This is a genomic window from Actinoplanes sp. NPDC000266, from assembly GCF_042899005.1.
Lineage (GTDB): Bacteria > Actinomycetota > Actinomycetes > Mycobacteriales > Micromonosporaceae > Actinoplanes.
In genome coordinates, this window is record NZ_JBIAZI010000008.1 from 176,038 (window position 1) to 202,230 (window position 26,193).

Annotated in this window: 22 protein-coding genes and 1 riboswitch; of the genes, 10 read left to right on the forward strand and 12 right to left on the reverse strand. The window is 72.4% G+C overall.

The window, feature by feature from the left end; all coding sequences use genetic code 11:
• Window positions 1–108: 108 nt before the first annotated feature.
• Both ACFY36_RS31165 and ACFY36_RS31170 read right to left on the reverse strand, forming a co-directional pair.
• Window positions 109–3,054 (reverse strand): ABC transporter permease, encoded by a 2,946-nt coding sequence (locus ACFY36_RS31165; RefSeq protein WP_499749481.1) that lies wholly within the window; start codon window positions 3,052–3,054, stop codon window positions 109–111.
• Window positions 3,051–5,942, reverse strand: a complete 2,892-nt coding sequence (locus ACFY36_RS31170) for an ABC transporter permease family protein (protein WP_499749482.1) — start codon at window positions 5,940–5,942, stop codon at window positions 3,051–3,053. Before ACFY36_RS31170 ends, ACFY36_RS31165 begins: the two co-directional genes overlap by 4 nt.
• 105 nt (window positions 5,943–6,047) lie before the next feature.
• Here ACFY36_RS31170 and ACFY36_RS31175 point away from each other — a divergent pair, with 105 nt between their 5' ends.
• Both ACFY36_RS31175 and ACFY36_RS31180 read left to right on the forward strand, forming a co-directional pair.
• Window positions 6,048–6,917 (forward strand): LLM class F420-dependent oxidoreductase, encoded by an 870-nt coding sequence (locus ACFY36_RS31175; protein ID WP_499749483.1) that lies wholly within the window; start codon window positions 6,048–6,050, stop codon window positions 6,915–6,917.
• Window positions 6,918–7,050: 133 nt separating this feature from the next.
• On the forward strand, window positions 7,051–7,674 hold the full coding sequence (locus tag ACFY36_RS31180) for a cation efflux transmembrane domain-containing protein (RefSeq protein WP_499749484.1): 624 nt from the start codon (window positions 7,051–7,053) through the stop codon (window positions 7,672–7,674).
• On the opposite strand, the gene ACFY36_RS31185 is transcribed toward ACFY36_RS31180, so the two are convergent.
• Window positions 7,625–8,206 (reverse strand): DUF6518 family protein, encoded by a 582-nt coding sequence (locus ACFY36_RS31185; RefSeq protein WP_499749485.1) that lies wholly within the window; start codon window positions 8,204–8,206, stop codon window positions 7,625–7,627. The genes ACFY36_RS31180 and ACFY36_RS31185 overlap by 50 nt on opposite strands.
• Before the next feature lie 343 nt (window positions 8,207–8,549).
• On the opposite strand from ACFY36_RS31185, the gene ACFY36_RS31190 reads away from it, so the two are divergent.
• Window positions 8,550–9,983, forward strand: a complete 1,434-nt coding sequence (locus ACFY36_RS31190; protein WP_499749486.1) for a gamma-aminobutyraldehyde dehydrogenase — start codon at window positions 8,550–8,552, stop codon at window positions 9,981–9,983.
• A 124-nt stretch (window positions 9,984–10,107) separates the two neighbouring features.
• Here the strand turns inward: ACFY36_RS31190 and ACFY36_RS31195 are convergent, their stop codons facing one another.
• Window positions 10,108–11,280 carry a saccharopine dehydrogenase family protein gene (locus tag ACFY36_RS31195; RefSeq protein ID WP_499749487.1) on the reverse strand — a complete coding sequence of 391 codons (1,173 nt, stop codon included), beginning with the start codon at window positions 11,278–11,280 and terminating at the stop codon, window positions 10,108–10,110.
• A gap of 94 nt (window positions 11,281–11,374) precedes the next feature.
• Here ACFY36_RS31195 and ACFY36_RS31200 point away from each other — a divergent pair, with 94 nt between their 5' ends.
• A complete protein-coding gene (locus ACFY36_RS31200; RefSeq protein ID WP_097329353.1) occupies window positions 11,375–11,896 on the forward strand; it encodes an Lrp/AsnC family transcriptional regulator in 522 nt (173 codons plus the stop codon).
• The gene (locus ACFY36_RS31205) at window positions 11,893–13,155 is read left to right on the forward strand and encodes an NAD(P)/FAD-dependent oxidoreductase (protein WP_499749488.1); all 1,263 of its coding nucleotides are present in this window, start codon (window positions 11,893–11,895) and stop codon (window positions 13,153–13,155) included. The genes ACFY36_RS31200 and ACFY36_RS31205 overlap by 4 nt, the downstream gene beginning before the upstream one ends.
• On the opposite strand, the gene ACFY36_RS31210 is transcribed toward ACFY36_RS31205, so the two are convergent.
• Window positions 13,152–13,403, reverse strand: coding sequence for a DUF3040 domain-containing protein (locus tag ACFY36_RS31210; RefSeq protein WP_499749489.1), 252 nt, complete (start codon window positions 13,401–13,403; stop codon window positions 13,152–13,154). The two genes, ACFY36_RS31205 and ACFY36_RS31210, sit on opposite strands and share 4 nt — an antisense overlap.
• A gap of 82 nt (window positions 13,404–13,485) precedes the next feature.
• Between ACFY36_RS31210 and ctaD the strand changes: the two genes are divergently transcribed.
• A complete protein-coding gene (gene ctaD / locus ACFY36_RS31215; RefSeq protein WP_499749490.1) occupies window positions 13,486–15,231 on the forward strand; it encodes an aa3-type cytochrome oxidase subunit I in 1,746 nt (581 codons plus the stop codon).
• A 48-nt stretch (window positions 15,232–15,279) separates the two neighbouring features.
• A complete protein-coding gene (locus ACFY36_RS31220; protein ID WP_499749491.1) occupies window positions 15,280–15,501 on the forward strand; it encodes a DUF6928 family protein in 222 nt (73 codons plus the stop codon).
• Window positions 15,502–15,504: 3 nt separating this feature from the next.
• On the opposite strand, the gene ACFY36_RS31225 is transcribed toward ACFY36_RS31220, so the two are convergent.
• From ACFY36_RS31225 to ACFY36_RS31235, 3 genes are all read right to left on the reverse strand, one after another.
• Complete coding sequence (locus tag ACFY36_RS31225) at window positions 15,505–16,341, reverse strand: DUF72 domain-containing protein (RefSeq protein ID WP_499749492.1); 837 nt, start codon at window positions 16,339–16,341, stop codon at window positions 15,505–15,507.
• A gap of 54 nt (window positions 16,342–16,395) precedes the next feature.
• On the reverse strand, window positions 16,396–16,911 hold the full coding sequence (locus ACFY36_RS31230; RefSeq protein WP_499749493.1) for an alpha/beta hydrolase: 516 nt from the start codon (window positions 16,909–16,911) through the stop codon (window positions 16,396–16,398).
• Between the two features lie 80 nt (window positions 16,912–16,991).
• The gene (locus tag ACFY36_RS31235; protein ID WP_499749494.1) at window positions 16,992–18,503 is read right to left on the reverse strand and encodes a hypothetical protein; all 1,512 of its coding nucleotides are present in this window, start codon (window positions 18,501–18,503) and stop codon (window positions 16,992–16,994) included.
• Window positions 18,504–18,664: 161 nt separating this feature from the next.
• Here ACFY36_RS31235 and ACFY36_RS31240 point away from each other — a divergent pair, with 161 nt between their 5' ends.
• The 3 genes from ACFY36_RS31240 to ACFY36_RS31250 are packed head-to-tail and all read left to right on the forward strand — an operon-like array spanning window position 18,665 to window position 21,145.
• A complete protein-coding gene (locus tag ACFY36_RS31240) occupies window positions 18,665–19,486 on the forward strand; it encodes a peptidoglycan-binding domain-containing protein (protein WP_499749495.1) in 822 nt (273 codons plus the stop codon).
• 40 nt (window positions 19,487–19,526) lie between these two features.
• Window positions 19,527–20,267 carry an arylamine N-acetyltransferase family protein gene (locus ACFY36_RS31245; RefSeq protein ID WP_499749496.1) on the forward strand — a complete coding sequence of 247 codons (741 nt, stop codon included), beginning with the start codon at window positions 19,527–19,529 and terminating at the stop codon, window positions 20,265–20,267.
• 8 nt (window positions 20,268–20,275) lie between these two features.
• Window positions 20,276–21,145, forward strand: a complete 870-nt coding sequence (locus tag ACFY36_RS31250) for a PhzF family phenazine biosynthesis protein (protein ID WP_499749497.1) — start codon at window positions 20,276–20,278, stop codon at window positions 21,143–21,145.
• Between the two features lie 2 nt (window positions 21,146–21,147).
• Here the strand turns inward: ACFY36_RS31250 and ACFY36_RS31255 are convergent, their stop codons facing one another.
• The 4 genes from ACFY36_RS31255 to ACFY36_RS31270 form a co-directional block, all read right to left on the reverse strand.
• A complete protein-coding gene (locus tag ACFY36_RS31255) occupies window positions 21,148–21,549 on the reverse strand; it encodes a cobalamin biosynthesis protein (protein WP_499749498.1) in 402 nt (133 codons plus the stop codon).
• Window positions 21,550–21,689: 140 nt separating this feature from the next.
• Window positions 21,690–23,042 (reverse strand): cobyrinic acid a,c-diamide synthase CobB, encoded by a 1,353-nt coding sequence (locus tag ACFY36_RS31260; RefSeq protein ID WP_499749499.1) that lies wholly within the window; start codon window positions 23,040–23,042, stop codon window positions 21,690–21,692.
• Complete coding sequence (gene cobO / locus ACFY36_RS31265) at window positions 23,036–23,635, reverse strand: cob(I)yrinic acid a,c-diamide adenosyltransferase (protein ID WP_499749500.1); 600 nt, start codon at window positions 23,633–23,635, stop codon at window positions 23,036–23,038. The genes ACFY36_RS31260 and cobO overlap by 7 nt, the downstream gene beginning before the upstream one ends.
• Before the next feature lie 229 nt (window positions 23,636–23,864).
• A complete protein-coding gene (locus ACFY36_RS31270; RefSeq protein WP_499749855.1) occupies window positions 23,865–25,973 on the reverse strand; it encodes a VWA domain-containing protein in 2,109 nt (702 codons plus the stop codon).
• Between the two features lie 34 nt (window positions 25,974–26,007).
• A riboswitch (cobalamin riboswitch) is annotated at window positions 26,008–26,177 on the reverse strand.
• Window positions 26,178–26,193 lie beyond the last annotated feature (16 nt).

Here is a 26,193-nt window from a genome sequence, read left to right on the forward strand (position 1 = left end):
CGAATGCTAGTGGATCCGGCCCGATCGCCTACTGTCGCTTGCCCGACACACCCGTCAGCGGAGACGAGCAATTTTCATAATTGCTCGGAAGCGGTTTGTTCTGGTCGTTCAGGAAATCTCGCGCAGGGTCTTCCGGCCCGCGGCCAAAGCCACCGCGGCCAGGACGGCGGCCGCCGCGAGGCCGGTCGCGGTGAAGACGAGCGGGTTCGGCCATGAGGGCAGCGGGACCTCGGGACGGGTCAGGCCGGCCAGCGGCAAGGCCCATCCCGTCAACCACCAGCCCAGGGCGGCGATCGCCATGCCCGCCACGACCGCCACCGCCACCAGGACCGGATAGGTCCACAGGGTGGCCTGGCGCAGGGCCCGGCGGGTCAGGCCCTGCGTGCGCAGCGCCGACAGGTCCTCGACCCGGCGGGCGCGGTCGACCGACGCCGACAGGATCAGGGCGCCGGCGGCCAGGGCCGTGGCCAGCACGGCGACGATCACGTAGAACCACAGGGCGATGGCCGGGCCCTGGTTGTCCAGGCGGGCCCGGACCTGCTCGGTGCGCACGTCGCCGGTCACCACCAGGCCACGGGCCTCCAGGCGGTCGGCCACGTCGGCCGGGGCACGGGCGTTGAGCCACACCTGAGCGCCGGCGGTCTGCCCGCCGTCGGTGGCCAGGCGGTCGGCGTAGTCGAGGTCGACCAGCACGGCGGGGGCGCCGCCGCCGGGGATCGCGTCGGCCCGGACGGCCACCCGCACCGGGATCTCGCGCGCGTCCAGGCCGTTGATGCTCTTCAGGGCGGTCACCCCGGCCGTGGCCACCGGCAGCGGCCACGGCGCGTCCGCGGGCTGGACGAACAGGCCGTTGGCCTGGCCGTTCAGGGACGCCACGTCGATCTTCAGGCCGTCCGGGGACGCGGCCGCGGTGCCGCCCTCGGAGGCGCGCCAGTCGGCGGTCTTCAGGGAGTGGACCGTCAGCTCGCCGGCGATGTCGAGGGTGCCCTGGCCGCCGGCCAGGCGCAGCGAGTTCAGCGTGCACCCCGAAGCGCAGGCCGGCACGGCCTGGCTGTAGACGTGGCGGCCGTTGGCGACCACGCCGTACGGGACCACCTGGTCGTCGCCGCCGCCCGACGGCGACAGCACCACGGTCAGGTCGACGGTCTTGCCGGGGGCGAAGCCGGACGCGGTGATGTCGAACGTCGCCGTCGTGCCCTTCACCTCGACCGGGGGCGCGGCGCCGGGACGCAGGGCACCGGCATCCGGAAGCGGGCTCAGGGCGACGGCGCCGAGCCGGGTCGTGTCGACGGCCAGCAGGGCGGGACGGCCGGGGTCGTTGGACAGGCGGACGGCGGCCATCGCGTACGCGCCGGACGGGTCGACCGCGCGGACGGCGTTCAGCAGGTTCTGGCGGCCGGTCGCGGCGACGCTGAGCACCCGGGTGGCGCCGGTGCCGACCTCGGCCTCGAGGGTGCGCCCGCGGGCCGCCACGTCGACCGCGGCGGAGGCGTAGCCGACCACGGCCACCGCCGCCGTCAGCAGCGCGAACAGGCGGGCCGCGCCCGGGCGCCGGGACAGTTGGAAGCCGGCCAGGGCGGCGCCGAGACGGCCGGTGCGCAGGGCCCGGCGGCCCAGGACCGTGGCCCAGGGCAGGAGCAGGCGGGCGACGACCAGGGCGGCCGCGATGACGATGAGCGCGGCGGCGAAGGTGCCGACGCCGAGCAGGTCGGCCGAGAGCTGAACGGTGGCCACCGCGGCCAGCAGGACGACCACGGCCTCGGCGGCCACGGCCCGGGCGCTGCCCCGCACGGCGGGGGCGCGGCGCAGCAGTTCGGCCACGGGGGTGGCGATCTGGCGGCGCTCGGCCAGCAGGGCGGTGAGCACGGCGGCCCCGGCCGCCACCGGAGCCCAGCGCAGCGAGGCCAGGCCGGGATCGGCGCCGACGCCGGGGAAGCGCCACGCGCTGAAGAGGGTGACCAGCAGCTGGCCGGCCAGGCAGCCGAGCAGGGCGCCGGCCACGATGGCGACGATGTTCTCGCCGGTCGCCAGCCACCAGCGCTGGCCCCAGCGAGCGCCGCGCAGGGCGACCACGGCCAGCTCGGGGCGGCGGCCCTCGGTGCCGTAGCCGACGGCCAGGAAGATGGTCAGGCAGGCCAGCAGCACCAGGGCCACGGCCAGCACCGGCACGATGCGGTGGGCGGCCCGGCGGCCCTCGTCGATGCGGGTGAGCAGGCCGGGCAGGCCGGAGCGCAGCTCGACACCGGCGCCCAGGTCGGTGATCGAGGTCTGGAGCTGGGCGAGGCGGGTCTGCAGGGCGGGCAGGCGGTCGACGCTCAGGGCGCCCGGGCCGGCGTACGCGTCGAGGCTGGTCTGCATGGCGCCGTGGTCCATGGTCCGCAGCGAGGCGCTGGTGACGAAGGCGGGCTCGCCGGGGCGTTCGCCGGAGTCGCGGCCGAAGTAGCCGTGCGCGCCCCAGAAGACGTCGGACGGGTCGGTGGCCCGGTAGAGGCCGGCGACCAGGAACTGCTTCGGTACCCCGGCCGGCACGTATTCGGGCAGGCGCGGGGACGGGCGTACGGCGAAGGTCAGGGTGATCGAATCGCCCGGCTCGAGGCCCAGCCGGCGCCCGGTCTCGGCGCCCAGGACGACGTCGCCCGAGGAGATCGCGCACCGGCCCGCCGTCATCGTCAGGTGGGCGCAGGCGTCCTGGCGGTAGACGAACCGCGTGCGGTCGCGGTCGTCGGGCTCGATGCCGAGCGTCGGGTATTCGGCCGAGTAGACGTACGTGAAACCGGCCAGGCCGGTCAGGGCGTCACCGGTGCGGGTCAGATCGATGTCGGTCGGCTCGGATCCGGGCGGGTCCCGGCGGTGGTCGAGGCGCAGGGTGGTGAGCTCGACCGCGCGCTCGGACGGCAGCGAGGTCTCGACCTGGCCGGCCGCGACCGCCCGGTCGGCCGCCCGCAGATAGGCCGGGGCGGCGACCGCGGCGGCCACCCCGAACAGCGACAACAGCGCGATGACCAGGGCTTGACCGCGCCGGTTCCAGACCATCGCCAGGACCAGGGAGATCATTTGAGGCCTCCCCGCAGGCGGCGCGCGGACAGCGCCGCGGTCACACCGAGAACGACAAGACCGGCCAGGCCGGCCAGGGTCAGGGGTACGGCTCCGAGCGCACCCGGCGGCGGGATCACCCGCCAGCCGTCGGCGAACGGCGGCGCGGTCACGTCCGCGACCGGCCGGGCCACCAGCGCCGCCACGAGACCGCCGGCCAGGGCGGCGACGACCAGCGCCGCCTGCCCCGCGTATCCGGTGGCCAGGGCGGTGGCCCGCGACAGGCCCTGCGCGCGCAGCGCCCGCAGCTGGCCGAGCTGGGTCTCCCGCTCGACGGACGAGGCGATCGCGACCAGCGTGCCCGCCACGAGCAGGGCGATGGCCACGGTGACCAGGCCGAACGGCGCGGTGACGACCCGGCCCTGCCCGGCCAGCTGCTCGGCCCGGCCGGCGGCCGTGCGGTCGGACAGCACGGGCAGCCCGATCGCGTCGACCACGGCCGCCGGCGCGTCGGCGGTCAGCCACACCTGGAAGGTGCCGCCCTGGTCGCCGGCCCCGGCCAGGCGGCGGGCGGCGTCGAGGTCGGTGAGCACTCCGGCCCGGCCCAGGACGGGCAGCACGTCAGTGGTGGCGACGACCCGGACCGGGGTGGCCGGGTCGCCGAAGCGGTCGAGGGAGGAGTCGTCGAACTGCCAGTTGGCGGGGCGCGGCCCGGCCAGGACGATCGGCAGCGGCAGCGGGGTGTCCACGGCGTACACCGAGGTGCCGGCGCCGGCATCGGCGCCCACCGAGAGCCGCAGGCCGTCGCCGGTGGTCGCGACCCGCAGCGCGGCGCCGCTGAAGTCGGGCCGCCAGCGGCTGACGTCGGCCAGCTGGGCGCCGCTGAGCACCTCGCCGGCCGGGGTGGACAGGCCGCGCAGCGTGAGCGCGCCGTTGTCGGAGCCGGCCGGAGTGTAGAGCTGGAAGCTGACCAGACGGCAGCCGGGCGCGGCCGCGCAGCGCGGCACGGAGGCGGTCACGCTCTGCGAGCCCTGGCGGATACCGCGGAACTCGACTTGAACGCCCTCGCCGGTGGCCTCCTGCTGGAGAACCGCCCCGAGCAGGGTGGTGGTGCGCCGCTCACTGTCCACCCGCACGGTCAGGCGATCGCCTTTCACCAGCGCCGCCGCCGCCGACTTTTCGGAGATATACGACTTTTTGGTAACGGCGGCCAGGCGCGGCGAATCGACGGCCAGCACAGGCGGTGCGCTGGACGTGTCGAGGACGGCGGCCATCGCGTAACGCCCCGAGGGGTCGGCCTGACGTACGGCGTACAGAAGCTGGGTCCTGGTCTGTGCCGTGACCGTCAGAACCCGGGCCGCCCCGAGCTCGGCCGCGGCCCGATCGGCCCGCGACGCCCGCCCGGCCGAGAAGACGCCACCGGTGAGCGCGACCATCGCGATCGCCACCACGGCCAGCGCGAACACCCGGTCGGCGCCCGGCTGGCGCGACACCTGCACCGCGGTCAGCCCGAGCCGGATCCGCCCGGCCCGCAGCGCCACCGCGCCCACCCGGTCGGCGATCCACCGCAGCAGCCGCGCCAGCAGCAGGCCGACGGCGAGCGCCACCATCGCCGGCGCCACCACCCCGAAGCCGGCCCCGCCGGTGCGGGCCTGGAAGACCGCGCCCGCCGCCAGCGCGACCAGCGCGACGTCGACCACGCCGGACCGCCAGTCGTGCCGGTGGGCCGGCACCCGGCGCAGCAGCTCCGCGACCGGCGCGCGGGCCGCGATCGCGTCCATGCCGACCAGCACGGCCAGACCGGCCAGGGTCACCACGACCACCGCGCCCAGCGACAGCACGGCCGCGATCCACAGCTCGACCGGCACCGGCCAGCCGCCCGCGAACGGCCACGCGACCAGCGGCCCGGCCAGCCAGCCGATCAGCGCCCCGCCGGCCAGCGGCACCACGTGCTGGGCCGCGGACAGGCGCAGGATGCCGCCGTAGGTGGTGCCGCGCAGCTTGAGCAGCCCGGCGTCGGAACGCCGGTCACGCCCGGTGAAGCGGCCCGCGAGCCCGATCGCGAACCAGGCCAGCAAAAGCGCCTGCCCGGCCGCGATCAGCACACCCTGCGCCACCGCGATCCGCGAGCCGCGCACCTGGTCGACCAGCTCACCGGCGACCGTGTCCAGGTCGAGCTGGGCCGCCGCGAACCGGGGCCGGGCCGCGTTGATCAGGCCGTTGAGGTCGTAGCCGCCGTCGCCGCGCAGCAGCGGCTCGGGCACCTCGGCCGCCCAGGCCAGGGTGGCGTTGCCGAGCTGCGGTGACCGGAAGGTGTCGCGGGTGGTGAAGAACGGGTCGAGCGAGCCCCGCGACCGGAACAGCTCGTCCGCCCAGTACGGGCCGTTGGGATCGGCCGCCTGATAGACGCCGGTGACCCGGAACCGCACCGGCGTCGCGTCGTCGACCGCCCGCGCCTGAAAGGTGGAGCCCGGCTTCAGCTTGAGCTTGCGGGCGGCGTCGGCGCTGACCGCGACATCACCGGCGGCGGCCGGGCAGGCGCCGGTGAGCCGCACGTGGTCGCAGAAGCCGTCCCGATAGGCGGCCGGCATGCCCGAGGCCGAGCCCGGCTGGTCGGGATAGATGTAGGTCATGTCGGTGGTCAGGCCGAGCACGGGCCGCGCCGAGGGCAGCCCGAGCAGGTCGTCGACGGTGGCCGCGAACGGATCCAGGCCGCCGGCGTCGCCGCGCCCGTGCGCGAGGATCACATGCTGGATGGCGGGCGCGTTGCGCACGTCGGTGCTCGCGGCCCGCGACGCCACGGTCAGCCCGTACCAGGCGGCAGCCGACGCGGCCGTGGCGGCCAGCGCGGCCAGCAGCAGCACGAGCAGAGCCTGGCCGGAGCGCCGGCGCACGGCACCCAAGCTCACGAAGTACATCCGCTCCCCCGTCGAACGAAATCCTCAGACACTCTCGTCCGGCCGTCGGGCGAAGCCAACCCTCGATGCCAACCCGTTACCGCTAGGGTCGATCTCATGAGCGTGAGTTTTGGGGTTTTCGTCCCGCAGGGCTGGAAGATGGACCTGGTCGAGATCGCCGATCCCGAGGAGCAGTACGAGGCGATGACCGCCGTGGCCCGGGTCGCCGACGCCGGGCCGTGGGACTCGATCTGGCTCTATGATCACTTCCACACCTGGCCCGAGCCGTCCATGAACACCACCTTCGAGTGCTGGACGGCGACCTCGACCCTGGCCCGCGACACCAGCCGGGTCAACATCGGGCAGATGGTCGGCTGCAACGGCTACCGGCAGCCCTCGCTCTACGCCAAGATCGCCTCGACCGTCGACGTGGCCAGCAAGGGCCGCCTCTACGCCGGGCTCGGCGCCGGCTGGTACGAGGACGAGTGGAAGGCGTACGGCTACCAGTGGCAGGACGTGCCCACCCGGATGGCCGAGTTCCGCGAGGCGGTCGAGGTCATCCACAAGATGTGGACCGAGGACCGCCCGGTCTACCAGGGCAAGCACTTCACGATCGACGGCCCGATCAACCAGCCGCGGCGCAAGCCGTCGTTCTGGCTCGGCGGTGGCGGCGAGAAGGTCACCTTGAAGCTGGTGGCGCGGTACGCGGACGGCTGCAACGTCGGCGCCGGCGATCCGGCCCTGGTCGAGCACAAGCTGGGCGTACTGCGCGCCCACTGCGACCGCCTCGGCCGCGACTACGACCGGATCCGCAAGTCGACGACGATCGAGCTCGACCTGAACCGGTCCAGCAAGGACACGATCGCCCACGTCGAGCGCCTGGCCGAGGCGGGCGCCGACTACGTCCTGTTCTACATCCCCCGCGTCGCCTACGACCACAGCCACCTGCTGCGCCTGGCCGAGGAGGTCGTCCCGCAGTTCTCTTAGACCTTCAGAGGTACGCCTTCTCGAAGGGCACCCGGCTAATAGGCGGCCTGGGGGCCGGGTCACGGCCGTTGCGCCTCTTTCGCGTGGGGCGCGGGGCTTCCGACAGTACAGCGCACGCTGTACTGTCGGCTCCATGGAGACGGTGGCCCACGGCGCCCCCGGGCGCCGGGCCGTCCTGACCCGGCGGGTCCGGCTGCTGGTCGCGGCCACCATCACGTACAACGTGGTCGAGGCCGTCGTGGCCATCGGCGCCGGCGCCGCCGCGGGGTCGACGGCGCTGATCGGCTTCGGGCTCGACTCGGTCATCGAGGTGTCCTCGGCGGCCGCGGTGGCCTGGCAGTTCAGCGGCCGCGACCCCGGGGCCCGGGAGAGGACCGCGCTGCGGATCATCGCGGTCTCGTTCTTCGCGCTGGCCCTCTACGTGACCGCCGAGTCGGCCCGCGCGCTGATCACCGGGCACGAGGCCGGTCACTCGACCGCCGGGATCGTGCTGGCCGCGGTCTCCCTCGCCGTCATGCCCGGTCTGTCGTACGCGCAGCGCCGGGCGGGCCGGGAGCTCGGCTCGCGGACCGCGGTGGCCGACTCGAAGCAGACACTGCTGTGCACGTACCTCTCAGCGGTCCTGCTCGCCGGCCTCGCCCTGAACTCGCTGTTCGGCTGGCATTGGGCCGATCCGGTGGCCGCCCTGGTCATCGCGGCCGTGGCGGTCAGGGAAGGCCGCGAGGCGTGGCGGGGCGACGCCTGCGCGTGCTGCTGAGAACGAGCAGCGCCACCCCGGCCACGGCTTCGACGACGTACGGGCGGGGGTCCAGCGTCCAATGGATCACCGAGCGCCACCCGGGCACGACCCGGGCCGACACGATCACGATCGGCTCCAGGATCAGCAGCACCGCCGTGACCGGCAGCAGCGCCCGCCGCCCCAGCCAGGCGCCGGCCGCGCCCATCACCGGCCCGCTGAGCAGCCCCGACCAGATCCACCGCCGGTTGAGCCGCAGCACGTGCAGAAGGTGTTCCCGCATGTCCGGCATCTGATCGTCCAGCGTCAGCGTGACCACCACGTAGAACCCGAGCAACGCCACCAGCGTCGACAGAAGCCCGGCAACCGCCCCGCGCCCCACCGAGCGCGCGAACATCCCCGGCACGAACGCCACCAGCAGCCACGGCGTACTGAGGTTCCCGACCGTGTCCCGCACGCCCCCGCCGTCGCCTTTGACGAGCGCCGCCACCATGCCGAACACCAGCGCCGCCGCGAGCACAAGCCCGAGGCGGCGATCGTAGAACCTGACCATGACCCCCCATGATCACATCCCGCGCCAACTACCCGTCCGGGTAGAGGTCGTCGAAGAAGGCCTTCAAGTCGGTGGCCCTCGGCCGGCCGCCGTGAGGATGATCGCCTCGACGGCGCCGAAGACAGGACGCGGCGCTGCCACACCGCGTCCGTGGTGTCGGCCCCGAATAACATCAGGCCGGCCGGAACGAGAAAGAGCAGGATCAGGGCGACCGCGCCGACGTCGGCTCCCGCTCGGCTCGGCGGGCTGGAAGCGCGGAACGAGTCGCTTGAACCTCTTGTCAGCTACGGAATCAGTGGGAAGATGGCTCCCAAACAGTGGAGATCCTGCGTCTGGAGACCGTGTGACCGCCAAGACCGTGCTGCACAACTTCATCGGCGGCGAGTCGGCCGCGCCGGCCGAGGGCCGATACGAAGACCTGATCGATCCCGCGACCGGCGAGGTGTTCGCGTCCGCTCCCGTCTCCGGCAAGCCCGACGTCGACCGGGCCATGGAAGCCGCCGCCAAGGCCTTCGAGACCTGGCGTGACACCACGCCCAGCGAGCGCCAGCAGGCGCTGCTCAAGTTCGCCGACGCCGTCGAGAAGCGCGCGGACGACCTGGTCAAGGCCGAGTCGCGGAACACCGGCAAGCCGCTCGGCCTGACCGCCAGCGAGGAGCTGCCCCCGGCGGTCGACCAGCTGCGGTTCTTCGCCGGGGCGGCCCGGCTGCTCGAGGGCCGCTCGGCCGGGCAATATCTGAACGGCTACGAGAGCTACGTGCGCCGTGAGCCGATCGGCGTGGTCGCCCAGGTGACCCCGTGGAACTACCCGCTCATGATGGCCGTCTGGAAGATCGCCCCGGCGCTCGCGGCCGGCAACACGGTCGTGCTCAAGCCGTCGGACACGACCCCGCTGACCACCGTGATGCTGGCCGAGATCGCCGCCGAGTTCCTGCCCGCGGGCGCGTTCAACGTGGTCGTCGGCGACCGCGACACCGGCCGCGAGCTGGTCACCCACAAGACCCCGCAGATGGTGTCGATCACCGGCTCGGTCCGGGCCGGCATGGAGGTGGCGAGCGCCGCGTCGGCCGACCTCAAGCGCACCCACCTCGAGCTGGGCGGCAAGGCCCCGGTCGTGGTCTTCGACGACGCCGACGTCGAGGCGGCGGCGGCCGCGATCGCCGAGGCCGGATATTTCAACGCCGGGCAGGACTGCACGGCCGCGACCCGGGTGCTGGCCGGCCCGCGCGTCCACGCCGACTTCGTGGCCGCGCTGGCCGAGGCGGCCAAGGGCACCAAGACCGGCGCCGCCGACGACGAGGACGTGCTCTACGGGCCGCTGAACAACGCGCGCCAGTTCGACCGGGTCTCCGGGTTCGTCGACCGCCTGCCCGACCACGCGGTTCTGAGCGCCGGCGGCGCGCGGGTCGGCGACCGGGGGTACTTCTATTCCCCCACGGTCGTCTCCGGCCTGCGCCAGACCGACGAGATCGTCCAGGACGAGGTGTTCGGGCCGGTCATCACGGTCCAGCAGTTCACCGACGAGGACGAGGCGGTCCGCTGGGCCAACGGCGTCGAGTACGGCCTGGCCTCCTCCGTCTGGACGAAGGACCACGGCCGCGCCATGCGGATGACGCAGCGCCTCGACTTCGGCTGCGTCTGGGTCAACTGCCACATCCCGCTGGTCGCCGAGATGCCCCACGGCGGCTTCAAGCACAGCGGTCACGGCAAGGACCTGTCGGTCTACGGCCTCGAGGACTACACCCGCCTCAAGCACGTCATGCACAGCCTCGGCTGAGCGCGAGTGAAGGTCCGGCCGTTGCGCAACCCCGCGCCCCACGCGAAAGTGGCGCAACGGCCGTGACCCGGCGCCCAGGTCGCTTCGAGCTTCCCGGGGCTTGTCGTGGGGTCGTACCTCCGCGTTATTGCTCTCGAAGTGCCCAGGGGCTGCCGTATTCGGTGAGTTTGGCGAGGAACGGGAGCGGGTCGAAGGCTTCGGGCCCGAGGACGCCCTTGCCCGCCCATGTGCCGGCGGCCAGGAGTTCGAGGGCGATGACCGGGTTGACGGCGGTCTGCCAGACGACGGCCTGGGAGCCGTATTCGCGCATCGACCACTCGTTGTCGACGAGGTGATAGAGGTAGACCTCGTGCGGCTCGCCGTTCTTGTCCAAGCCCTTGACCCACGTGCCGGCGCAGGTGACGCCGGTCATCCGGTCACCGAGAGTGGCCGGATCGGGGAGGACGGCCGCCACCACGTCGCGCGGTGAGACGGACACGCCGCCGGCCGGGACCGGGGTGGTGCGGTCGAGGCCCAGCTTGTGGAGGGTCTTGAGGACGTCGATGAACTCGCGGCCCAGGCCGTACTTGAAGGTGACCTTGCCGGCCTCCACCCAGCGCGGGATGAGCAGCACCTCCTCGTGTTCGACGTGGACGCACTCGACCGGGCCGATGCCGCCGGGGAAGTCGAAGATCTCGGGCTCGCTGAACGGCTCCAGGGTGTACCAGCCGCGGTCGCGCTCGTAGACGACGGGCGGGTTGAGGCACTCCTCGATGGTGGTCCAGATGGAGAACGACGGGGCGAAGTCGTAGCCGTCGACGACCAGGTTGGAGCCGTCGCGGATGCCGATCTCGTCGATCCTTTCGAACAGATGGTCGGCGGCGTAGCGGGCGAAGATGTCGGACAGGCCGGGCTCGACGCCGATGCCGACCAGGGCGAGCCGGCCCGCCTCCTCCCACTGCGGGGCCTCGGCGAACTGCTCGTCGCCGAGCTTGACGCCGTCACGCGTGCTCAGCGACATCGCCATGTCGAGGTAGTCGGCGCCGGCCTCCAGGGCGCCCCGGAACACGGGCATGACGAAGCGTGGATCCACGGCGTTCAGGACGTGGGTGATGCCGTGCTCGCGGCACAGATTCGCCACCGCCGCCGCGTCTGACGCGTCTACCTGGGCCGCTACGAAACGATCATCGAATAAACAAGAGGCCGCCCTGTCCAGGGAGTAGTCGGCGATGACGAACTTGTCGTAGAAGGAGCGGCGGGCGGCGATGCCGGCGGCGGCGGAGCCGACACCCCCGGCACCGACGGTCAGGATGCGCATGAAGAACCCTCCCGATCACTGAAACCGTGTCGTCAGAGCCTCTTCGCGCGGGAAAAACTTGTCAAGAGCGATCAACTCTGCGATAAACGCAGGTATGCCGAACGCCGAGCCCATCCGGGCGATTGCCCCGCCCGCCGCCGGCGGGAAGAATCGCGGCGTGACGGCGGACGTGGCACTTGACGAGATCAACAAGCAGATCATCGAGCACCTTCAGCGCGACGGGCGGATGTCGTACGCGACGCTGGCCAAGACCATCGGGCTGTCCGAGGCGGCGGTACGCCAGCGGGTGCAGCGCCTGCTCGACGGCGGGCTGATGCAGATCGTGGCGGTGACCGATCCGCTGACGCTCGGCTTCGCCCGGCAGGCCATGGTCGGGCTGAAGGTCAACGGCGATCTGCGCGCCATCGCCGACGAGATCGCGGCCATCCCCGAGGTCGACTACGTGGTGATCTGCGCGGGCGGCTTCGACCTGCTGGTCGAGCTGGTCTGCACCGACGACGAGCACCTGCTCGACCTGCTCAACGAGAAGGTCCGCACGATCAAGGGCGTCGCCGTGTGCGAGACGTTCATGTATCTGAAGCTGGCCAAGCAGACCTACGCCTGGGGAACTCGATGACACCGTCCTTCTGGTTGTCCACTCTCGGCCCGCTGTCCGAGCGCCCCGCCCTGCCGGGCGACCTCGAGGCCGACGTGGCGATCGTGGGCGGTGGCTACACCGGCCTGTGGACGGCGTACTACCTGTCCCAGGCCGCGCCGTCGCTGTCCATCGTGGTGCTGGAGTCGCGCTACTGCGGCTTCGGCGCCTCCGGGCGCAACGGCGGCTGGGCCTCCGGGCTGTTCCCCGTGTCCGAGGCCAAGCTGGCCCGCCGGCACGGCGCCGCTCAGGCGGCGGCGATGCATTCTGCATTGGCCGGTGCGGTGGATGAGGTCGGGCGCGCCGCCTCGGCGGAGGGCATCGACTGCCACTACGCCAAGGGCGGGACCATTTCCCTTGTACGGTCGGCCGCGCAGCTCCGCCGGGCCCGCAACGCCCCCGGGTTTCTCGAGGCGTCCGAGGCTCGCGCCATCTGCAACGCCAGCGACGTGCTGGGCGGCGTCTACAGCCCCGACTGCGCCGCTCTCCATCCGGCCCGGCTCGTGCGCGGTCTGGCCGAGGTGGTCGAGCGGCGCGGGGTCAAGATCTTCGAAGGCACGAGGGTACGGACCATAGCCCGCGGCCGCGTCGTCACGGACCACGGCGTCGTCACCGCCGGGACCGTCGTGCGGGCCCTGGAGGGCTACACCGCCCAGCTCGACGGCTACCGGCGCGCGCTGGCGCCCGTCTACAGCCTGATGATCGCCACCGAGCCGCTGCCCTCGTCGTTCTGGGACCGCGTCGGCCTCGCGCGCCGGGAGACCTTCACCGACGAGCGCCACATGATCATCTACGGTCAGCGGACGGCCGACGACCGGCTCGCGTTCGGCGGGCGGGGCGCGCCCTACCACTTCGGATCGCGCGTCGAGCCCGGCTACGACCAGGTGCCCGCCGTGTTCGACTCGCTGCGCGACACCCTGGAGCAGATGTTCGGGATCCGGCCGGAGATCGCCGCCCGCTGGGGCGGCCCGCTCGGCATCCCCCGCGACTGGATGCCCTCGGTCGGCCTGTCCGGCGGCATCGCCTGGGCCGGCGGCTACGTGGGCGACGGCGTGGCCGCGGCCAACCTGGCCGGCCGCACGCTGGCCGACCTGATCCGCGGCGCCGAGACCGATCTGACCTCGCTGCCGTGGGTCGGCCACCGCTCCCGCCGCTGGGAGCCCGAGCCGCTGCGCTGGCTCGGCATCAACGCGGCCCTGCGCGCGACGAACCTGCGCGACGCCCTGGAGAAGGCCCGCTAACGGCGCCGGCGGTGGACGATCACCGCCACCACCGCGATCACGAAGGACGCGGCCACGATCTCCAGGCCGGTCCAGCCGAAGAGCAGCTTGGACAGCGGCGCGCAGACGTACAGGCACGCGCAGAGGAAGAAGACGGTGGGGAATCGCCGCGTTTGCGGCGGGGTCAAGTGGGCACTCAGGGCGGGGTCCTCGCTCGCCAGATGCCGTTCGATGTCATCCAGGGCACGACGGTCATGATCGTCAAGCATCGATGCACCATCCCGATGGACCACTGGGGGGAAGCGGTCCTACTCTGAGCAAAGCATCGATCCCACGAGGGGGGAACACCCCATGACGTCCGTCGTGCCCAAGCCGATCGTCACCCGGCCCTACCCTGTGCGGCGCACGTTCCGCGGCTCGGCCCTGGCCCGCACGATCCGCACGACGGACGCCAAACAGATCGGGATCATGTATCTCGTCACGGCCTTCGCGTTCTTCATGATCGGCGGCCTGATGGCGCTGCTCATGCGGGCCGAGCTGGCCCGCCCGGGCATGCAGTTGCTCTCCCCGGAGCAGTACAACCAGCTGTTCACCATGCACGGCACAGTCATGCTGCTGTTCTTCGCGACGCCGATCGTGTTCGCCTTCGCCAACTTCGTGGTGCCGATCCAGATCGGCGCCCCCGACGTCGCGTTCCCCAGGCTGAACGCGTTCGCCTACTGGCTGTTCCTGTTCGGCGGCACGCTGACCATCTCGGGCTTCGTCCTGCCCGGCGGCGCCGCCGACTTCGGCTGGTTCGCGTACACGCCGCTGAGCGACTCGCTGCACTCCCCCGGCATCGGCGGCAACATGTGGGCGGTCGGGCTGGCCCTGTCCGGCCTGGGCACCATCCTCGGCGGCGTCAACATGATCACCACGATCCTGACCCTGCGCGCGCCCGGCATGACCATGTTCCGGATGCCCATCATGACGTGGAACATCCTGGTGACGAGCCTGCTGGTCATCATGGTCTTCCCGTTCCTGGCGGCGGCGCTGTTCGCGCTCATGGCCGACCGGGTGCTCGGCGCGCACGTCTTCGACATCGACACCAACGGCCCGATGCTCTGGCAGCATCTGTTCTGGTTCTTCGGCCACCCCGAGGTGTACATCGTGGCGCTGCCGTTCTTCGGCATCATCACCGAGGTCATCCCGGTCTTCAGCCGCAAGCCGGTCTTCGGCTACAAGGGCCTGGTCTCGGCCACCCTGCTGATCGCCGCCCTGTCGATGTCGGTGTGGGCCCACCACATGTTCGCCACCGGCCAGGTCCTGCTGCCGTTCTTCAGCCTGCTCAGCTTCCTGATCGCGGTGCCCACGGGCATGAAGTTCTTCGTGTGGATCGGCACGATGTGGCGCGGCCAGATCAGCTTCGAGACCCCGATGATGTTCGCGCTCGGCTTCCTGGTGACGTTCCTGTTCGGCGGCCTGTCCGGCGTCCTGCTGGCCTCACCGCCGATCGACTTCCACGTCTCCGACTCCTACTTCGTGGTGGCCCACTTCCACTACGTCCTGTTCGGAACGATCGTGTTCGCCGTCTTCGCCGGCATCTACTTCTGGTTCCCGAAGATGTTCGGCCGCATGCTGGACGACCGTCTCGGCAAGGTCCACTTCTGGCTGACGTTCATCGGCTTCCACAGCACATTCCTCGTGCAACACTGGCTGGGCACCGAGGGCATGCCCCGCCGGTACGCCGACTACCTGCCGAGCGACGGCTTCACTTTCCTGAACACGTTCTCCACGATCGGGTCGTTCGTGCTGGGCCTGGCCACGCTGCCGTTCATCTACAACTGCTGGAAGTCCTACAAGGTCGGCCAGCTGGTCACGGTCGACGACCCATGGGGCCACGGCAACAGCCTCGAGTGGGCCACCTCCTCCCCACCGCCACTGCGCAACTTCGACCGCATGCCGCGCATCCGCTCGGAGCGCCCCGCCTTCGACGCCAAGTTCCCCGAGCTGGCGGCGGGCAGCCAGTCGGTCGCCGGCCCACCCGAGGGCGGCGCCCGCCCCTTGACCGAGGAGTCGTCGGGCGGCGCCCGCTACCAGGAGGACCCCGACGCCTGACGCCTGCCGCGTCTCCGCGTGATCATCTAGCGGCAGGCCGAGGTCTCGATGGGCGCGAACATCGGCGAACCGTACGACTTCGAACGGCCGCATTGGGCGGGTGAGCGCCCGGTCGGGTCGACATTGCCGGGAGATCCGTATCCGCTGCCGTTCCACCCGTTGACGCTGGGCGAGGACGCCTTGCGGGCGTTGTTCGGTTTCATCCTGGCTCCGGCAACGGATGGGACCGGCGCGCCGCTACCGCCTACAGGCCGACGGCACATGGGCTGAGGCTTAGAAGAGGGTTGTCGGCACCGGCTCGGGCAGCGGCTTCAGCCCCGGCGTCCGCCGCCGCACCTCCTCGTGGAAGCGGCGGGCCAAAGCGGGCGCCTCCACGTTGTCCGGCGTGTGCACGAAGACCGTCGGTGAGCGGCCCTCCTTCAACCACTCCGCGGCGATCTCCACCCACGGCTGCCAGCCCTCGACCGTACGGGCCGTGTCGTCGCGGCCCAGGTAGCGCACGATCGGCCTCGCGGTCAGCGCCCTCGTCCGGCGTGGCATGCGCGGCTTCTTCATCCAGGCGTCCCGCTCCATGTCGCTGACCGGCGGGCTCGCGAACATCACCGTCGTGTCGAACGGCACCCATTCGGCGCCCGCCTTCTCCAGCACGCTCTCCAGCGCCCGCGGCTCTTCGAAGAAGCCCGGGTGCCTGACTTCGACCGCGTAGTCGTACGACGCCGGAAGCCTCCTCAGAAAAGCGGCGAGCACGTCGAGGTCGCCCGGCCCGAACGAACCCGGCAGTTGCACCCACAACGCGTGGATCCGCTGTCCCAGCGGCTCGACGGCGTGCAGGAACCGCGTCAGATCCTCCCCGCCGCCGAGCCCGAGCCGATGCTCGTGGGTGACCGGCTTCGGCAGTTTCAGGACGAACCGGAAGTCCTCCGGCGTCTGCCGGGCCCATCCCGCCACGGTCTCCCGGCTCGGCGTCGCGTAGAAGGTCGTGTTGCCCTCGACCGCGTCACACCATTCCGCGTACGCCTTCAGCCGATCCTGCGCCGCCGAGAACTCCCACGCCTTGTGCGTCCACTGGGCGCACCCCACGTGCAGCCGCGTCCCTTGCTTGCCATCCACCGCAGAAACCTATCGCGAACACCGTCACGACCAGGATCCCGTCCTCGGCGACAGTCAGGACCACCACGCCATCGCCGCCATGTACGCGGCGAGCAGTTCCCGGGCGCGCGGCGAGGACGCGCCCGGCACGAGCGCGTCCCGCCCGCGACCTTCGATCACGGTCAGGCACACATTCGTCGCGATCCAGCAGAGCCAGGTCCGTACGGACGAACGCCCTTGAAACCCCGCCCAGCCCCGCAGCGCCCGTACGTAAGTCTCCCGCACCGCGTCCTCGGCCTCATGGCATGCGGCCATCCTCCCGATCGCCTCGCCGGCCGCCCACCGGTACGCGGTGACCGCGTCCTCGACCCGCGCCGGGAACCGGAACGCCGGGGCGAGCCGATAGGTGGCGAGCAGCACCCGGACGCCCGCGGCCTTGGCGAGGTGCCCGTACATCGTGCGGTGGGTGTAGAGCGACCCGCCGACGAAACCGCCCCCGTGGAAGGCGACGATGACCCGATCACGCGCGGCGCCGTGCGGGCTGAGCCACATCGCCGGCACCCCGCCCGCCGACACCTTGGTGTAGTCCACGCCGCCCACCGGGCGTACATCTGCTTGATGGCATCCATGTGCGTACCGACCGCCGAACGGCCCGATAGGAATCGGTGCGGTCAGGCCGCGAACAGATCGCGGGCGAAGCGGGTGGTGTGTTCCAGCCAGGCGATGGCGTCGCCGGGGCTGGTCAGGTCGGGGACCGGGACGCCGGGCGCTCGCGGTCGGGGCCGGGTCCCGGTGGGCTCCAGGGTGTTCATGGCGGCCGCGGTGGTGGCCAGGTAGTGGTCGAACATCCGGTTCAGCGCGGTCCGGCGCTCCCCCGGCGGATCCTGGTCGCGCGCCTGGGCCACGGCGTAAGCCCGTACGAGATCGTGGAATCTGTACCGGCTCGGGAACGTGGGCTGGAGCAGGTGGTCGCCGTGGAGGTGGGCCAGCCCGGCCTCGGCGGCGGGCAGGTCGGTGCCGGTCAGCGCGGCCGCCGCGTAGGCGTCGAAGTCGTGGCCCGGGTGCAGCGCCAGCGGGCGCATCAGCCGTCGCCGGTCTTCGGGCAGATCCTGGTACGACAGTGACAGGGCCAGCTCGACGCCGGAGTCCAGGCGGTGATGGTGCAGGCGTTCGTCGAGCCGGTCGGCGTGCTCGGCCAGGGTCCAGCCCGGTGTGCCGCGGATGTGACCGGCGATCAGGCTCAGGGCCAGCGGGAGGTGGCCGCAGCTCCGGGCGATCCGGCGGGCGACGTGCGGATCCGCGCCGGGCAGGGCCCCGGCCAGATAGCCGGCCGCCTCCTCGGGCGAGAACACGCCGACGGTCAGGCCGCCCGCCGGGCTCAGGCCCAGGTGACGCCGGCTGGTGACCAGGGTGACGCTGCCCGGGGTGCCCGGCACGAGCGGGCGGACCTGCTCGGCGCTGACCGCGTTGTCGAGGACGACGAGGGCGCGGGCGCCGTGCAGACGTCTGCGGTAGAGGGCCACCCGGGCCGTGAGGCCGTGCGGGATCCGGTGGCCGGGCACGCCGAGCAGCCGCAGGAAGCCGTCGAGGACGGCGGCCGGGTCGGCCGGCGGCTGGGCCGGGTCGCTGTGGAAACCCCGCAGGTCGATGAAGAGCACCTGGTCGAAGGACACCCGGCGGCCGGCTTGCAGCGCCAGCTCGGTCTTGCCCACCCCCGCCATGCCCTCGATCGTCACGACCACCGCCGAGTCGCCGGCCAGGACGGTCTCGAGATGACCCAGTTCGGCGGTCCGGCCGGTGAACAGGGCCTGGCCGAGCGGCAGGCTGTCCTGAACACGGACCTGCGACGCGGCCCCGGTCTCACCGCCGATCACCCGCAGGGCCTGGCGCCATTGGGCCACATATCCGGTGTCCGGGTGCAGCGCCTCGACGATCGCCACGACCAGGCCGGTGTTCAGCCGGCGGCGGCCGGGCCGGAAGCAGTGCGCGACGGTGGACCGGATCACCAGCTCGCTCGCCGGCCGTCCGGTGGCGGCCCAGCCCGCGTTCACCCGGGCCATGATCGTCGCGTACGAGGGGTCACCGGCCCAGACCTTCAACGAGCGCAGCTGTTCGACCAGGCCGTCGAGGCTCATCGCCCGGGCCGGGTCGGGCAGTTCGGCGTACGCGTCCGACAGCGACATCCAGCTCACTCCGTTCCGGCATCGCCCGATTTCAGGCTAGCCACGGCGCTGACCGGGGATGTCCGCCGGACGACAGCGGCTCCGTCGCAGACCCGACCCCGCGTGGCCGATGTCGTCCGAATTCGGCGTGACCACGGGCCGGGCCCACGAATCTCCGTTCCATGGATATCGACCTGGAACTGGACGTCGCAACGTCGGCCGAGGACGGCAACGCCGAGTCGCTGATCGGTGAGGAGCTCACCGATGCGGAGCTCCGCGCCGCCTTCGACCCGAAGGATGCCGACGAGTCAACGGCCGAGGAGGCCCGGATGGTACGGCTCCCGGACGCCGAACCCGTCGCGCCGGCCGGCCCGGCCATGCGCGTCGCGGCCTGGCATCTCGCCCCTTCGCTGGCCCGCCTCCGCGCCGAGATCAATCAGAAGTGGCCGCACCGCGACAAGGCCTCCGACGGGTCCATCGGGGACCAGAAGCACAAGGAGCGCGAGTCGGACCACAACCCCAACGGCCGCCAGTCGGTGAACGCCATCGACACGGACAAGGACGGCATCAGCCCGCTGACTCTGGTCACCGCCGCCGCACGGCATCCGGCCTGCAACTACATCATCTGGAACCGCCTGATCTACAGCCGCAGCCGCGGATTCCGGCCGCACCGGTACACGGGCAGGAACCCGCACACCCACCACGTCCACGTGTCCATCCTGCAGAGCTCCGCGGCCGAGCAGTCGGCGCGGCCCTGGGGAATCGCCACGGCCGCCGGCCTCGCTCCGGTCCCGCCGTTCCCCGGCACGCTGAAGCGCGGATCGCGGGGCGCGGCGGTGAGGACGCTGCAGGCGCGCCTGAACCAGCGCGGACAGGCCCACCTCGGCGTCGACGGCGAGTTCGGTCCCGCCACCGAGGACCGGGTGAAGGCGTTCCAGCGTTCCGCCAAGATCGCCGTCGACGGCGTCGTCGGGCCGGTCACGTGGAAACTGCTGTGGTCGTGAGGGTTGACCTCAACCCAGGTCGAGGCCCGATGCTGTGCCGATGGATGTGGACGCCTACCTGAACCGGATCGGTGTCGAGCGATCGGCCACCCTTCACCAGATGCATCGTGCGCATCAGGAGACGGTGCCGTTCGAAAACCTCGGCATTCACCTGGGCGAGCCGATCTCGCTGGCGCCGGACGACCTGTTCGACAAGATCGTCCGGCGGCGGCGGGGTGGCTTCTGCTACGAGCTCAACGGCGCGTTCGCGATCGTGCTGGAGGCGCTCGGCTATTCGGTGGTGCGGGCCGCGGCCAGGGTCTACCGCACGCCCGAGCAGCTCGGCCCGCCCTTCGACCACTTGGCGCTGCTGGTCCACACACCCGACGGTGACGGGCCGTGGCTCGCCGACGTCGGGTTCGGCCGGCACAGCACCTATCCGCTACGGCTGGGCGCGCACGACGACCCCTCCGGGCAGTTCCTGGTGACCGAGACCCCCGACGGCGACCTGGACGTGTTCCGCGACGGGGCCGGGCAATATCGTCTCGAGACCCGGCCGCGGTCCCTGGAGGACTTCGAGCCGACCTGCTGGTGGCAGGCCACCTCACCCGAGTCGCACTTCACGCACGCCCCGGTCTGCTCCCGGCTCGACGGCGACGGCCGCGTCTCCCTGAGCGGGCGCACGCTCATCCGTACCAAGGGTGGCACCCGCTCGGAGACACCGCTGGACTCCGACGACGAGGTCCTGGCGGCTTACCGGGACCACTTCGGGATCGCCATCGACCGCGTCCCCTCCCGATAATGACGGCCATGACTCGCTTCTTCTTCGTCGACGTCTTCGCGGACCGCCCGCTGACCGGCAACCCGTTGACGCTCGTGCCCGAGGCCGACGACCTGACCGTGCCGCAGATGCAGGCCATCGCCCGCGAGTTCAACCAGTCCGAGACGACGTTCCTGCTGAGACCGGGCGAGGAGGGAGTCGACTGGCGGCTGCGCTCGTTCACGCCGGCCGGCGCGGAGGTCGACGGGGCCGGGCACAACGCGCTCGGCGCGTGGCTGTGGCTGGCCGAGCGGGGACTGACCGGCGACCAGCCGGCGGTGACGATGCGCCAGCGGATCGGCGCCGAGATCCTCGACGTCGAGATCCTGCGCGACACCACCGGCCGCATCCGCGTCGTCATGGACCAGGGCGCGCCGTCGTACGGCAAGGAATTCACCGGCACGTCGCGGCTGGCCGGCGCGCTGACCCTGGACCAGGAGCACGTCGCCACCGCACAGGTGGTGTCGACGGGCGTCGGGCACCTGCTCGTCCCGATCACCACCCGCGAGGCGGTGGACGCGGCCGTGGCCCGCGACCGAGACCTGGCGGCGCTGCTGGCCGAGGCCGGGGGCGAGGGCTGCTACCTCTACACGACGGAGGGCGACGGCGCCGCCGCGTACACCCGCTTCTTCAACCCCACGGTCGGCATAGCCGAAGACCCAGCGACGGGCACAGCGGCGGGCCCGCTGGCGGCGTTCCTCGTACGTTCGGGCCACGCGCCGGCGAACGAACCCGTGTTCATCGAGCAGGGCCACCACCTGGGACGCCCGAGCCGCATCAGGGTCGACGTGACCGCCGACCGCGTGCGCTTGTCGGGTTCGGGCCTGATCGTCGCCGAGGGCGAGCTGCGCCTGGACTGACCTCAACCACGGGCGACAGCAACGGTCACCGACGAAAAGACCGTCTTGGGTACGACCAGTGCCGCCCCGGCCCCAGCCGCACACAGGGCCGCCGCCTCAGCCACACTCGGCGTCCCAACGGCAGAAGCCACCACAGAGCTGGGGTGCGGCACGACCTGCCCCGCCAGCTCATCCGGCGACAGCCCGACAAGAAGCCACCCAAGGTCAAGGGCCAGCCGCCGTACGCCGGTTTCACCGGCCCGCCGCTCAACAGTGGCCAGAACACCCACCTCAGCCACCGAGATCCCACCGGCGGCAAGCACTTCGTCAACAGCAGCCCGAAGAACGGCCGTCCCGGTGCCACGGCGAGCCCCAAGTCCCACCACGAGTAGCCCAGCCACACCGTCACCGCGCCCTTCGTCCACGCGCCGTCATCCCACATCCGCCGCGCCGCGAGCCGCCGCCCCACGGCCGGCCAAGCCCTATCTGCCGTGCCCGGAGCGGCGGCTCCCCCATTCGCCGCGCGCTCGCCGCCTTGCCGTGGTCTGCGGGGTGGGCGGGCGCTCTAGGTGAGGGAGCTGACGAGGCGGTCGGCGATGCCGGGGTTGCCGGCCCAGTGCAGGTGCAGGTACGAGGCGTGGACCGTCGGGGTCGCGAAGCCCTCCGGGTCGGCTCCGCGCCACTGCCAGGCCGCGCCGGCCGCCGGGGACAGGAGCAGGCCCGAGCGCGGGTGCACTGTCGTCCGGTGGAACTCGTGGCCCGTCACCCGGGTGCCGGCCGGGGCCAGCGGGCTGTCGGCCAGCGCCACCGCGTCGCGGTAGCCCAGGGTCAGCGACGGGGTCATGGCCGCCTCGGCGTCGATCACGCCGCACATCTCGGCGCCGTCGAGGCTGCGGCACAACCAGAGCAGGCCCGCGCACTCCGCCGCGATCGGGCCCCCGCTCGCGGCCAGGGACCGCACCGACGCCCGGAGGGGTTCGTTCGCCGACAGCTCGGCCGCGTACACCTCCGGGAAGCCGCCTCCGACCACCATCGCCCGGGTGCCCGCCGGCAGTTTCTCGTCCCGTAGGGGGTCCACCGTCACGACCTCGGCGCCCGCTCCCGCCAGCAGTTCGGCCGTCTCGGCGTACGCGAACGAGAAAGCCGGACCACCCGCCAGCGCGACCACCGGACGGCCGGCGGAAGGCGAAGCCGACGCCGGATCCCACGCCGGCACGGCGAGCGGCGGCGCCGAGGCGGCGATCGCGGCCACCTCCTCGAGGTCGACCGACGCCGCGACCAGCGAGGCCAGCGCGTCGACCGAAGCCCGCGCCTCGGCCCGCCGCTCGGCCGCCGGCACCAGGCCGAGGTGGCGTGAGGGCGCGGCGACCGCGTCCGCCCGGCGCAAAGCGCCCAGAACCGGCGTGCCGACCTCTTCGCAGGCTTCGCGCAGGATCGACTCGTGCCGGTCGGAGCCGACCCGGTTGAGGATCACCCCGGCCAGCCGTACCGTGCCGAAGCTGCGGAAACCATGCACGAGCGCGGCGATCGAACGCCCCTGCGCGGCCGCGTCGACGACGAGGATCACCGGGGCTTCGAGCAGCCCGGCGACCTGCGCCGTCGAACCGGTCTCCCCCGCGCCGGTCCGCCCGTCGTAGAGGCCCATCACGCCCTCGACGATGGCCAGCTCGGTTCCCTGGCTGCCGTGGGCGAACAGCGGCCCGATCCGTTCCTCGCCCACCAGCACCGGGTCGAGGTTGCGCCCCGGCCGGCCCGCGGCCAGCGCGTGATAGCCCGGGTCGATGTAGTCGGGACCGACCTTGAACGGCGCCACCGGCACTCCACGCCGCGCGAACGCCGCCAGCAGCCCGGTCGCCACCGTCGTCTTGCCGTGCCCCGAGGCCGGCGCGCCGATCACGACGCGGGGGATGCTCACCATTCGATGCCCTGCTGTCCCTTGCGCCCCGCGTCCATCGGATGCTTGATCTTCGTCATCTCGGTGACCAGGTCGGACGCGTCCAGCAGCGCCTGCGGCGCGTCCCGCCCGGTGATCACCACGTGCTGGGTGCCGGGCCGCTCGTTCAGCGTGGCCACGACGTCCCCGACATCGACCCAACCCCACTTCAGCGGGTACGTGAACTCGTCGAGCACATAGAACTTGTGCGTCTCGGCCGCCAGGTCACGCTTGATCTGCGCCCAGCCCTCGGCCGCTTCCGCCGCGTGGTCGCGCTCGGTTCCGGCCCGCTGGATCCACGACCACCCTTCGCCCATCTTGTGCCAGGTCACGGGCGCCCCGCCGGTGGTGCCGAGCGCCTTGAGGGCGGCTTCCTCACCGACGCGCCACTTCTCCGACTTGACGAACTGGAACACCCCGACGGGCCAACCGGCGCTCCAAGCACGGAGCGCCATCCCGAACGCGGCCGTCGACTTCCCTTTGCCGTGCCCGGTGTGCACAGCGAGCACAGCTTGCCGCCGCCGCTGCCGCGTCGTGAGCCCGTCATCGGGCACGCTGGTCACTTTCCCTTGCGGCATCAGACAAACCTCTTTCTTCCGTACGCCTGAAGCACGCCGGCCCGCCTCCGCACGCTGACGTCCTGGCGCCCGCGCGGAACTCCCGAGCTCCGCTCTCCGGCCGAACGGCAGCATCCGTGCCCGGAACCGCTCCGCCGGCTCAACGCGACCGGCGACGCGGGCTCACTCGATGGTCCCGCGTCACTCCGCCCTCTCGTTGTGCGCGCTGCGCCGTGCTCGTTCGGCGGCATCACGCCGCTCTCCCCTGGGCGGCGCTCCCCATCTCGAGGGCGTCCAGCGGCATGAGGTCGGCGTCCAGGGCGGTCGCGAGCCGGCCCGCGAGGTTCAGCCGGATCGGCCCGCTCTCACAATCGACGACCACAGTGGAGACTCCGGCCAACGCCGGCGCCACCGTGACCGGGTCGGGCCCGCTGGTGGCCCGGCCGTCGGTGACGACGATCAGCAGCGGCCGGCGGCGCGGGTCGCGGCGGCGCTCGGTGGCGATGGTCGCCGCGGCGGCGCGCAGCCCGGCGGCCAGCGGCGTACGCCCTCCGGTCCGCAGGCTCGCCAGCCTCATCACGCCGACCTCGTGACTGGACGTGGGCGGCAGCACCTGCTCGGCCTCGTGCCCCCGGAACGTGATCATCCCGATCCGGTCCCGCCGCTGGTAGGCGTCCCGCAACAACGACAGCACCGCCGTCTTGACGATGGTCATGCGCTTCCGCGCGGCCATCGACCCCGAGGCGTCCACCACGAAGAGCACGAGGTTGGCCTCCCGCCCGACATGCACCGCCTCGCGCAGATCACGCGGGTGCACGACCCCGCCGGCCTCCGCGTCCTCGGCGCGCCGGTGCAGGGCCGCGCGCAGGGTCGCCGGCAGGTGGGGTGCGCCCGCGAGTTTGCCCTGGGGCACCCGCGAGCCGACGACCCGGCCCCGCCGCGCGTAGGCCGGCGAACGCTTGCCGGCGTGGCCACCGGTGCCGCGCCGGGCGATGCTCAGGTTCCTGGTGCGATAGGGAGCGGCCGCGGCCGGGGACGGCTGCTCCTGGCCCCCGGCCGACTGGTGCCCGGCCTGATCCTGCTGCCCGGCCTGATCCTGCTGCCCGGCCTGATCCTGCTGCCCGGCCTGATCCTGCTGCCCGGCCTGATCCTGCTGCGGCGCCGGCCCGGCGTCACCGCTCTGCCGCGGCGCCGGCCCTCGGTCATCAGGGCCGGGCCCGCCGTCACCGGGGCCACCGCCCGGAGGTGGAGTCGGGTCGTCGTCGGGATCGGTGTCGTCGCCGGTCTGCTGAGCCTGGCGCTCCGCTTCCTGCCGCTCGGCCTCCTGGCGGTCGGCTTCCTGCTGCTGGGCCTCCGCTTCGGCCAGGGCCTCGTCGAGCTTCTCCTCGTCGGTGCCGGGCGGGTCGAGCGGGTCGCGGCGGCGCCGGTGCGGGAGGGCGAGGCGGGCCGCGTCCCGTACGTCGTCCGCGCTCACCACGTCGCGGCCGTGCCAGGCGGCCAGGGCGACCGCGCACCGGGCGACCACGATGTCGGCGCGCATGCCGTCGACCCCATAGGCCAGGCAGACCCGGGCGATCCGGTCGAGCTCGTGGTCGGGCAGGGCAACCTGGGGCAGGCGTTCGCGGGCGGCCGCGATCCGGGCCGCCAGCTCGCGCTCGTCGCCGGCGAAGCGGGCCGCGAACCCGTCCGGGCCGGCCTCGTAGGCCAGCCGCCGCCGCACCACTTCGGCCCGGTCGGCCGCGTCGCGGGGCGCCGCCACCGTCACCACCAGGCCGAACCGGTCGACGAGCTGCGGGCGCGGCTCGCCCTCCTCGGGGTTCATGGTGCCGACCAGCAGGAACCGGGCGGCGTGCTTGACCGACACCCCGTCGCGCTCCACGTGGGCCCGGCCCATCGCGGCCGCGTCGAGCAGCAGGTCGACCAGGTGGTCGGGGAGCAGGTTGACCTCGTCGACGTAGAGCACACCCCGGTGCGCCCCGGCGAGCAGTCCCGGCTCGTACGCCTTGACCCCGTCGGCCAGCGCCCGCTGAATGTCCAGCGTGCCCACCACGCGGTCCTCAGTGGCGCCGACCGGCAGCTCGACCAGAGTGGCCGGCCGGCGGAACCGGGGGCTGTCGGGCGCGTGCGGCCCGTCCGGGCACTCCGGGTCGGGCGCGGCCGGATCGCAGGCGAACCGGCAGCCGCGCACGACCGCCACCTCGGGCAGCAGGGCGGCCAGGGCCCGCACGATGGTGCTCTTGGCGGTGCCCTTCTCCCCTCGGACCAGCACCCCGCCGACGGCGGGCGAAACGGCCGTGAGCAGCAGGGCAAGTCGAAGGTCGGCCAGGCCGACAACGGCCGAGAACGGGTACGGCGTCACGCGGATCCCTTCTGTGCGGGTGTCCACGCCCGCACGATGAGTGACACGAGCGGCCGGAGTCTCCTGACTCCCGGATCAGCGCTCCCCGCACGCCTTCCGGCCTGGCCGGCCGTGGCTTCTCGGCGGATCGCTCCCCGGTCACAGTGGCGGGACCGTCCCGGATTTCCACCGGGTTCCTCCGCTACCGCTCGTGGGCAATGCTTTCCTACGGCGAACCGCG

Excerpts from the sequence above, each read along its gene's own strand:
- ACFY36_RS31260 (WP_499749499.1), bottom strand. The coding sequence starts at position 23,042 with ATGGTGAGCATCCCCCGCGTCGTGATCGGCGCGCCGGCCTCGGGGCAC.
- ACFY36_RS31220 (WP_499749491.1), top strand. The coding sequence starts at position 15,280 with ATGGGCGCGAACATCGGCGAACCGTACGACTTCGAACGGCCGCATTGG.
- cobO (WP_499749500.1), bottom strand. The coding sequence starts at position 23,635 with ATGCCGCAAGGGAAAGTGACCAGCGTGCCCGATGACGGGCTCACGACG.
- ACFY36_RS31205 (WP_499749488.1), top strand. The coding sequence starts at position 11,893 with ATGACACCGTCCTTCTGGTTGTCCACTCTCGGCCCGCTGTCCGAGCGC.
- ACFY36_RS31180 (WP_499749484.1), top strand. The coding sequence starts at position 7,051 with ATGGAGACGGTGGCCCACGGCGCCCCCGGGCGCCGGGCCGTCCTGACC.
- ACFY36_RS31175 (WP_499749483.1), top strand. The coding sequence starts at position 6,048 with ATGAGCGTGAGTTTTGGGGTTTTCGTCCCGCAGGGCTGGAAGATGGAC.
- ctaD (WP_499749490.1), top strand. The coding sequence starts at position 13,486 with ATGACGTCCGTCGTGCCCAAGCCGATCGTCACCCGGCCCTACCCTGTG.
- ACFY36_RS31245 (WP_499749496.1), top strand. The coding sequence starts at position 19,527 with ATGGATGTGGACGCCTACCTGAACCGGATCGGTGTCGAGCGATCGGCC.
- ACFY36_RS31210 (WP_499749489.1), bottom strand. The coding sequence starts at position 13,403 with ATGCTTGACGATCATGACCGTCGTGCCCTGGATGACATCGAACGGCAT.
- ACFY36_RS31235 (WP_499749494.1), bottom strand. The coding sequence starts at position 18,503 with ATGTCGCTGTCGGACGCGTACGCCGAACTGCCCGACCCGGCCCGGGCG.
- ACFY36_RS31240 (WP_499749495.1), top strand. The coding sequence starts at position 18,665 with ATGGATATCGACCTGGAACTGGACGTCGCAACGTCGGCCGAGGACGGC.
- ACFY36_RS31200 (WP_097329353.1), top strand. The coding sequence starts at position 11,375 with ATGCCGAACGCCGAGCCCATCCGGGCGATTGCCCCGCCCGCCGCCGGC.
- ACFY36_RS31165 (WP_499749481.1), bottom strand. The coding sequence starts at position 3,054 with ATGATCTCCCTGGTCCTGGCGATGGTCTGGAACCGGCGCGGTCAAGCC.
- ACFY36_RS31195 (WP_499749487.1), bottom strand. The coding sequence starts at position 11,280 with ATGCGCATCCTGACCGTCGGTGCCGGGGGTGTCGGCTCCGCCGCCGCC.
- ACFY36_RS31250 (WP_499749497.1), top strand. The coding sequence starts at position 20,276 with ATGACTCGCTTCTTCTTCGTCGACGTCTTCGCGGACCGCCCGCTGACC.
- ACFY36_RS31185 (WP_499749485.1), bottom strand. The coding sequence starts at position 8,206 with ATGGTCAGGTTCTACGATCGCCGCCTCGGGCTTGTGCTCGCGGCGGCG.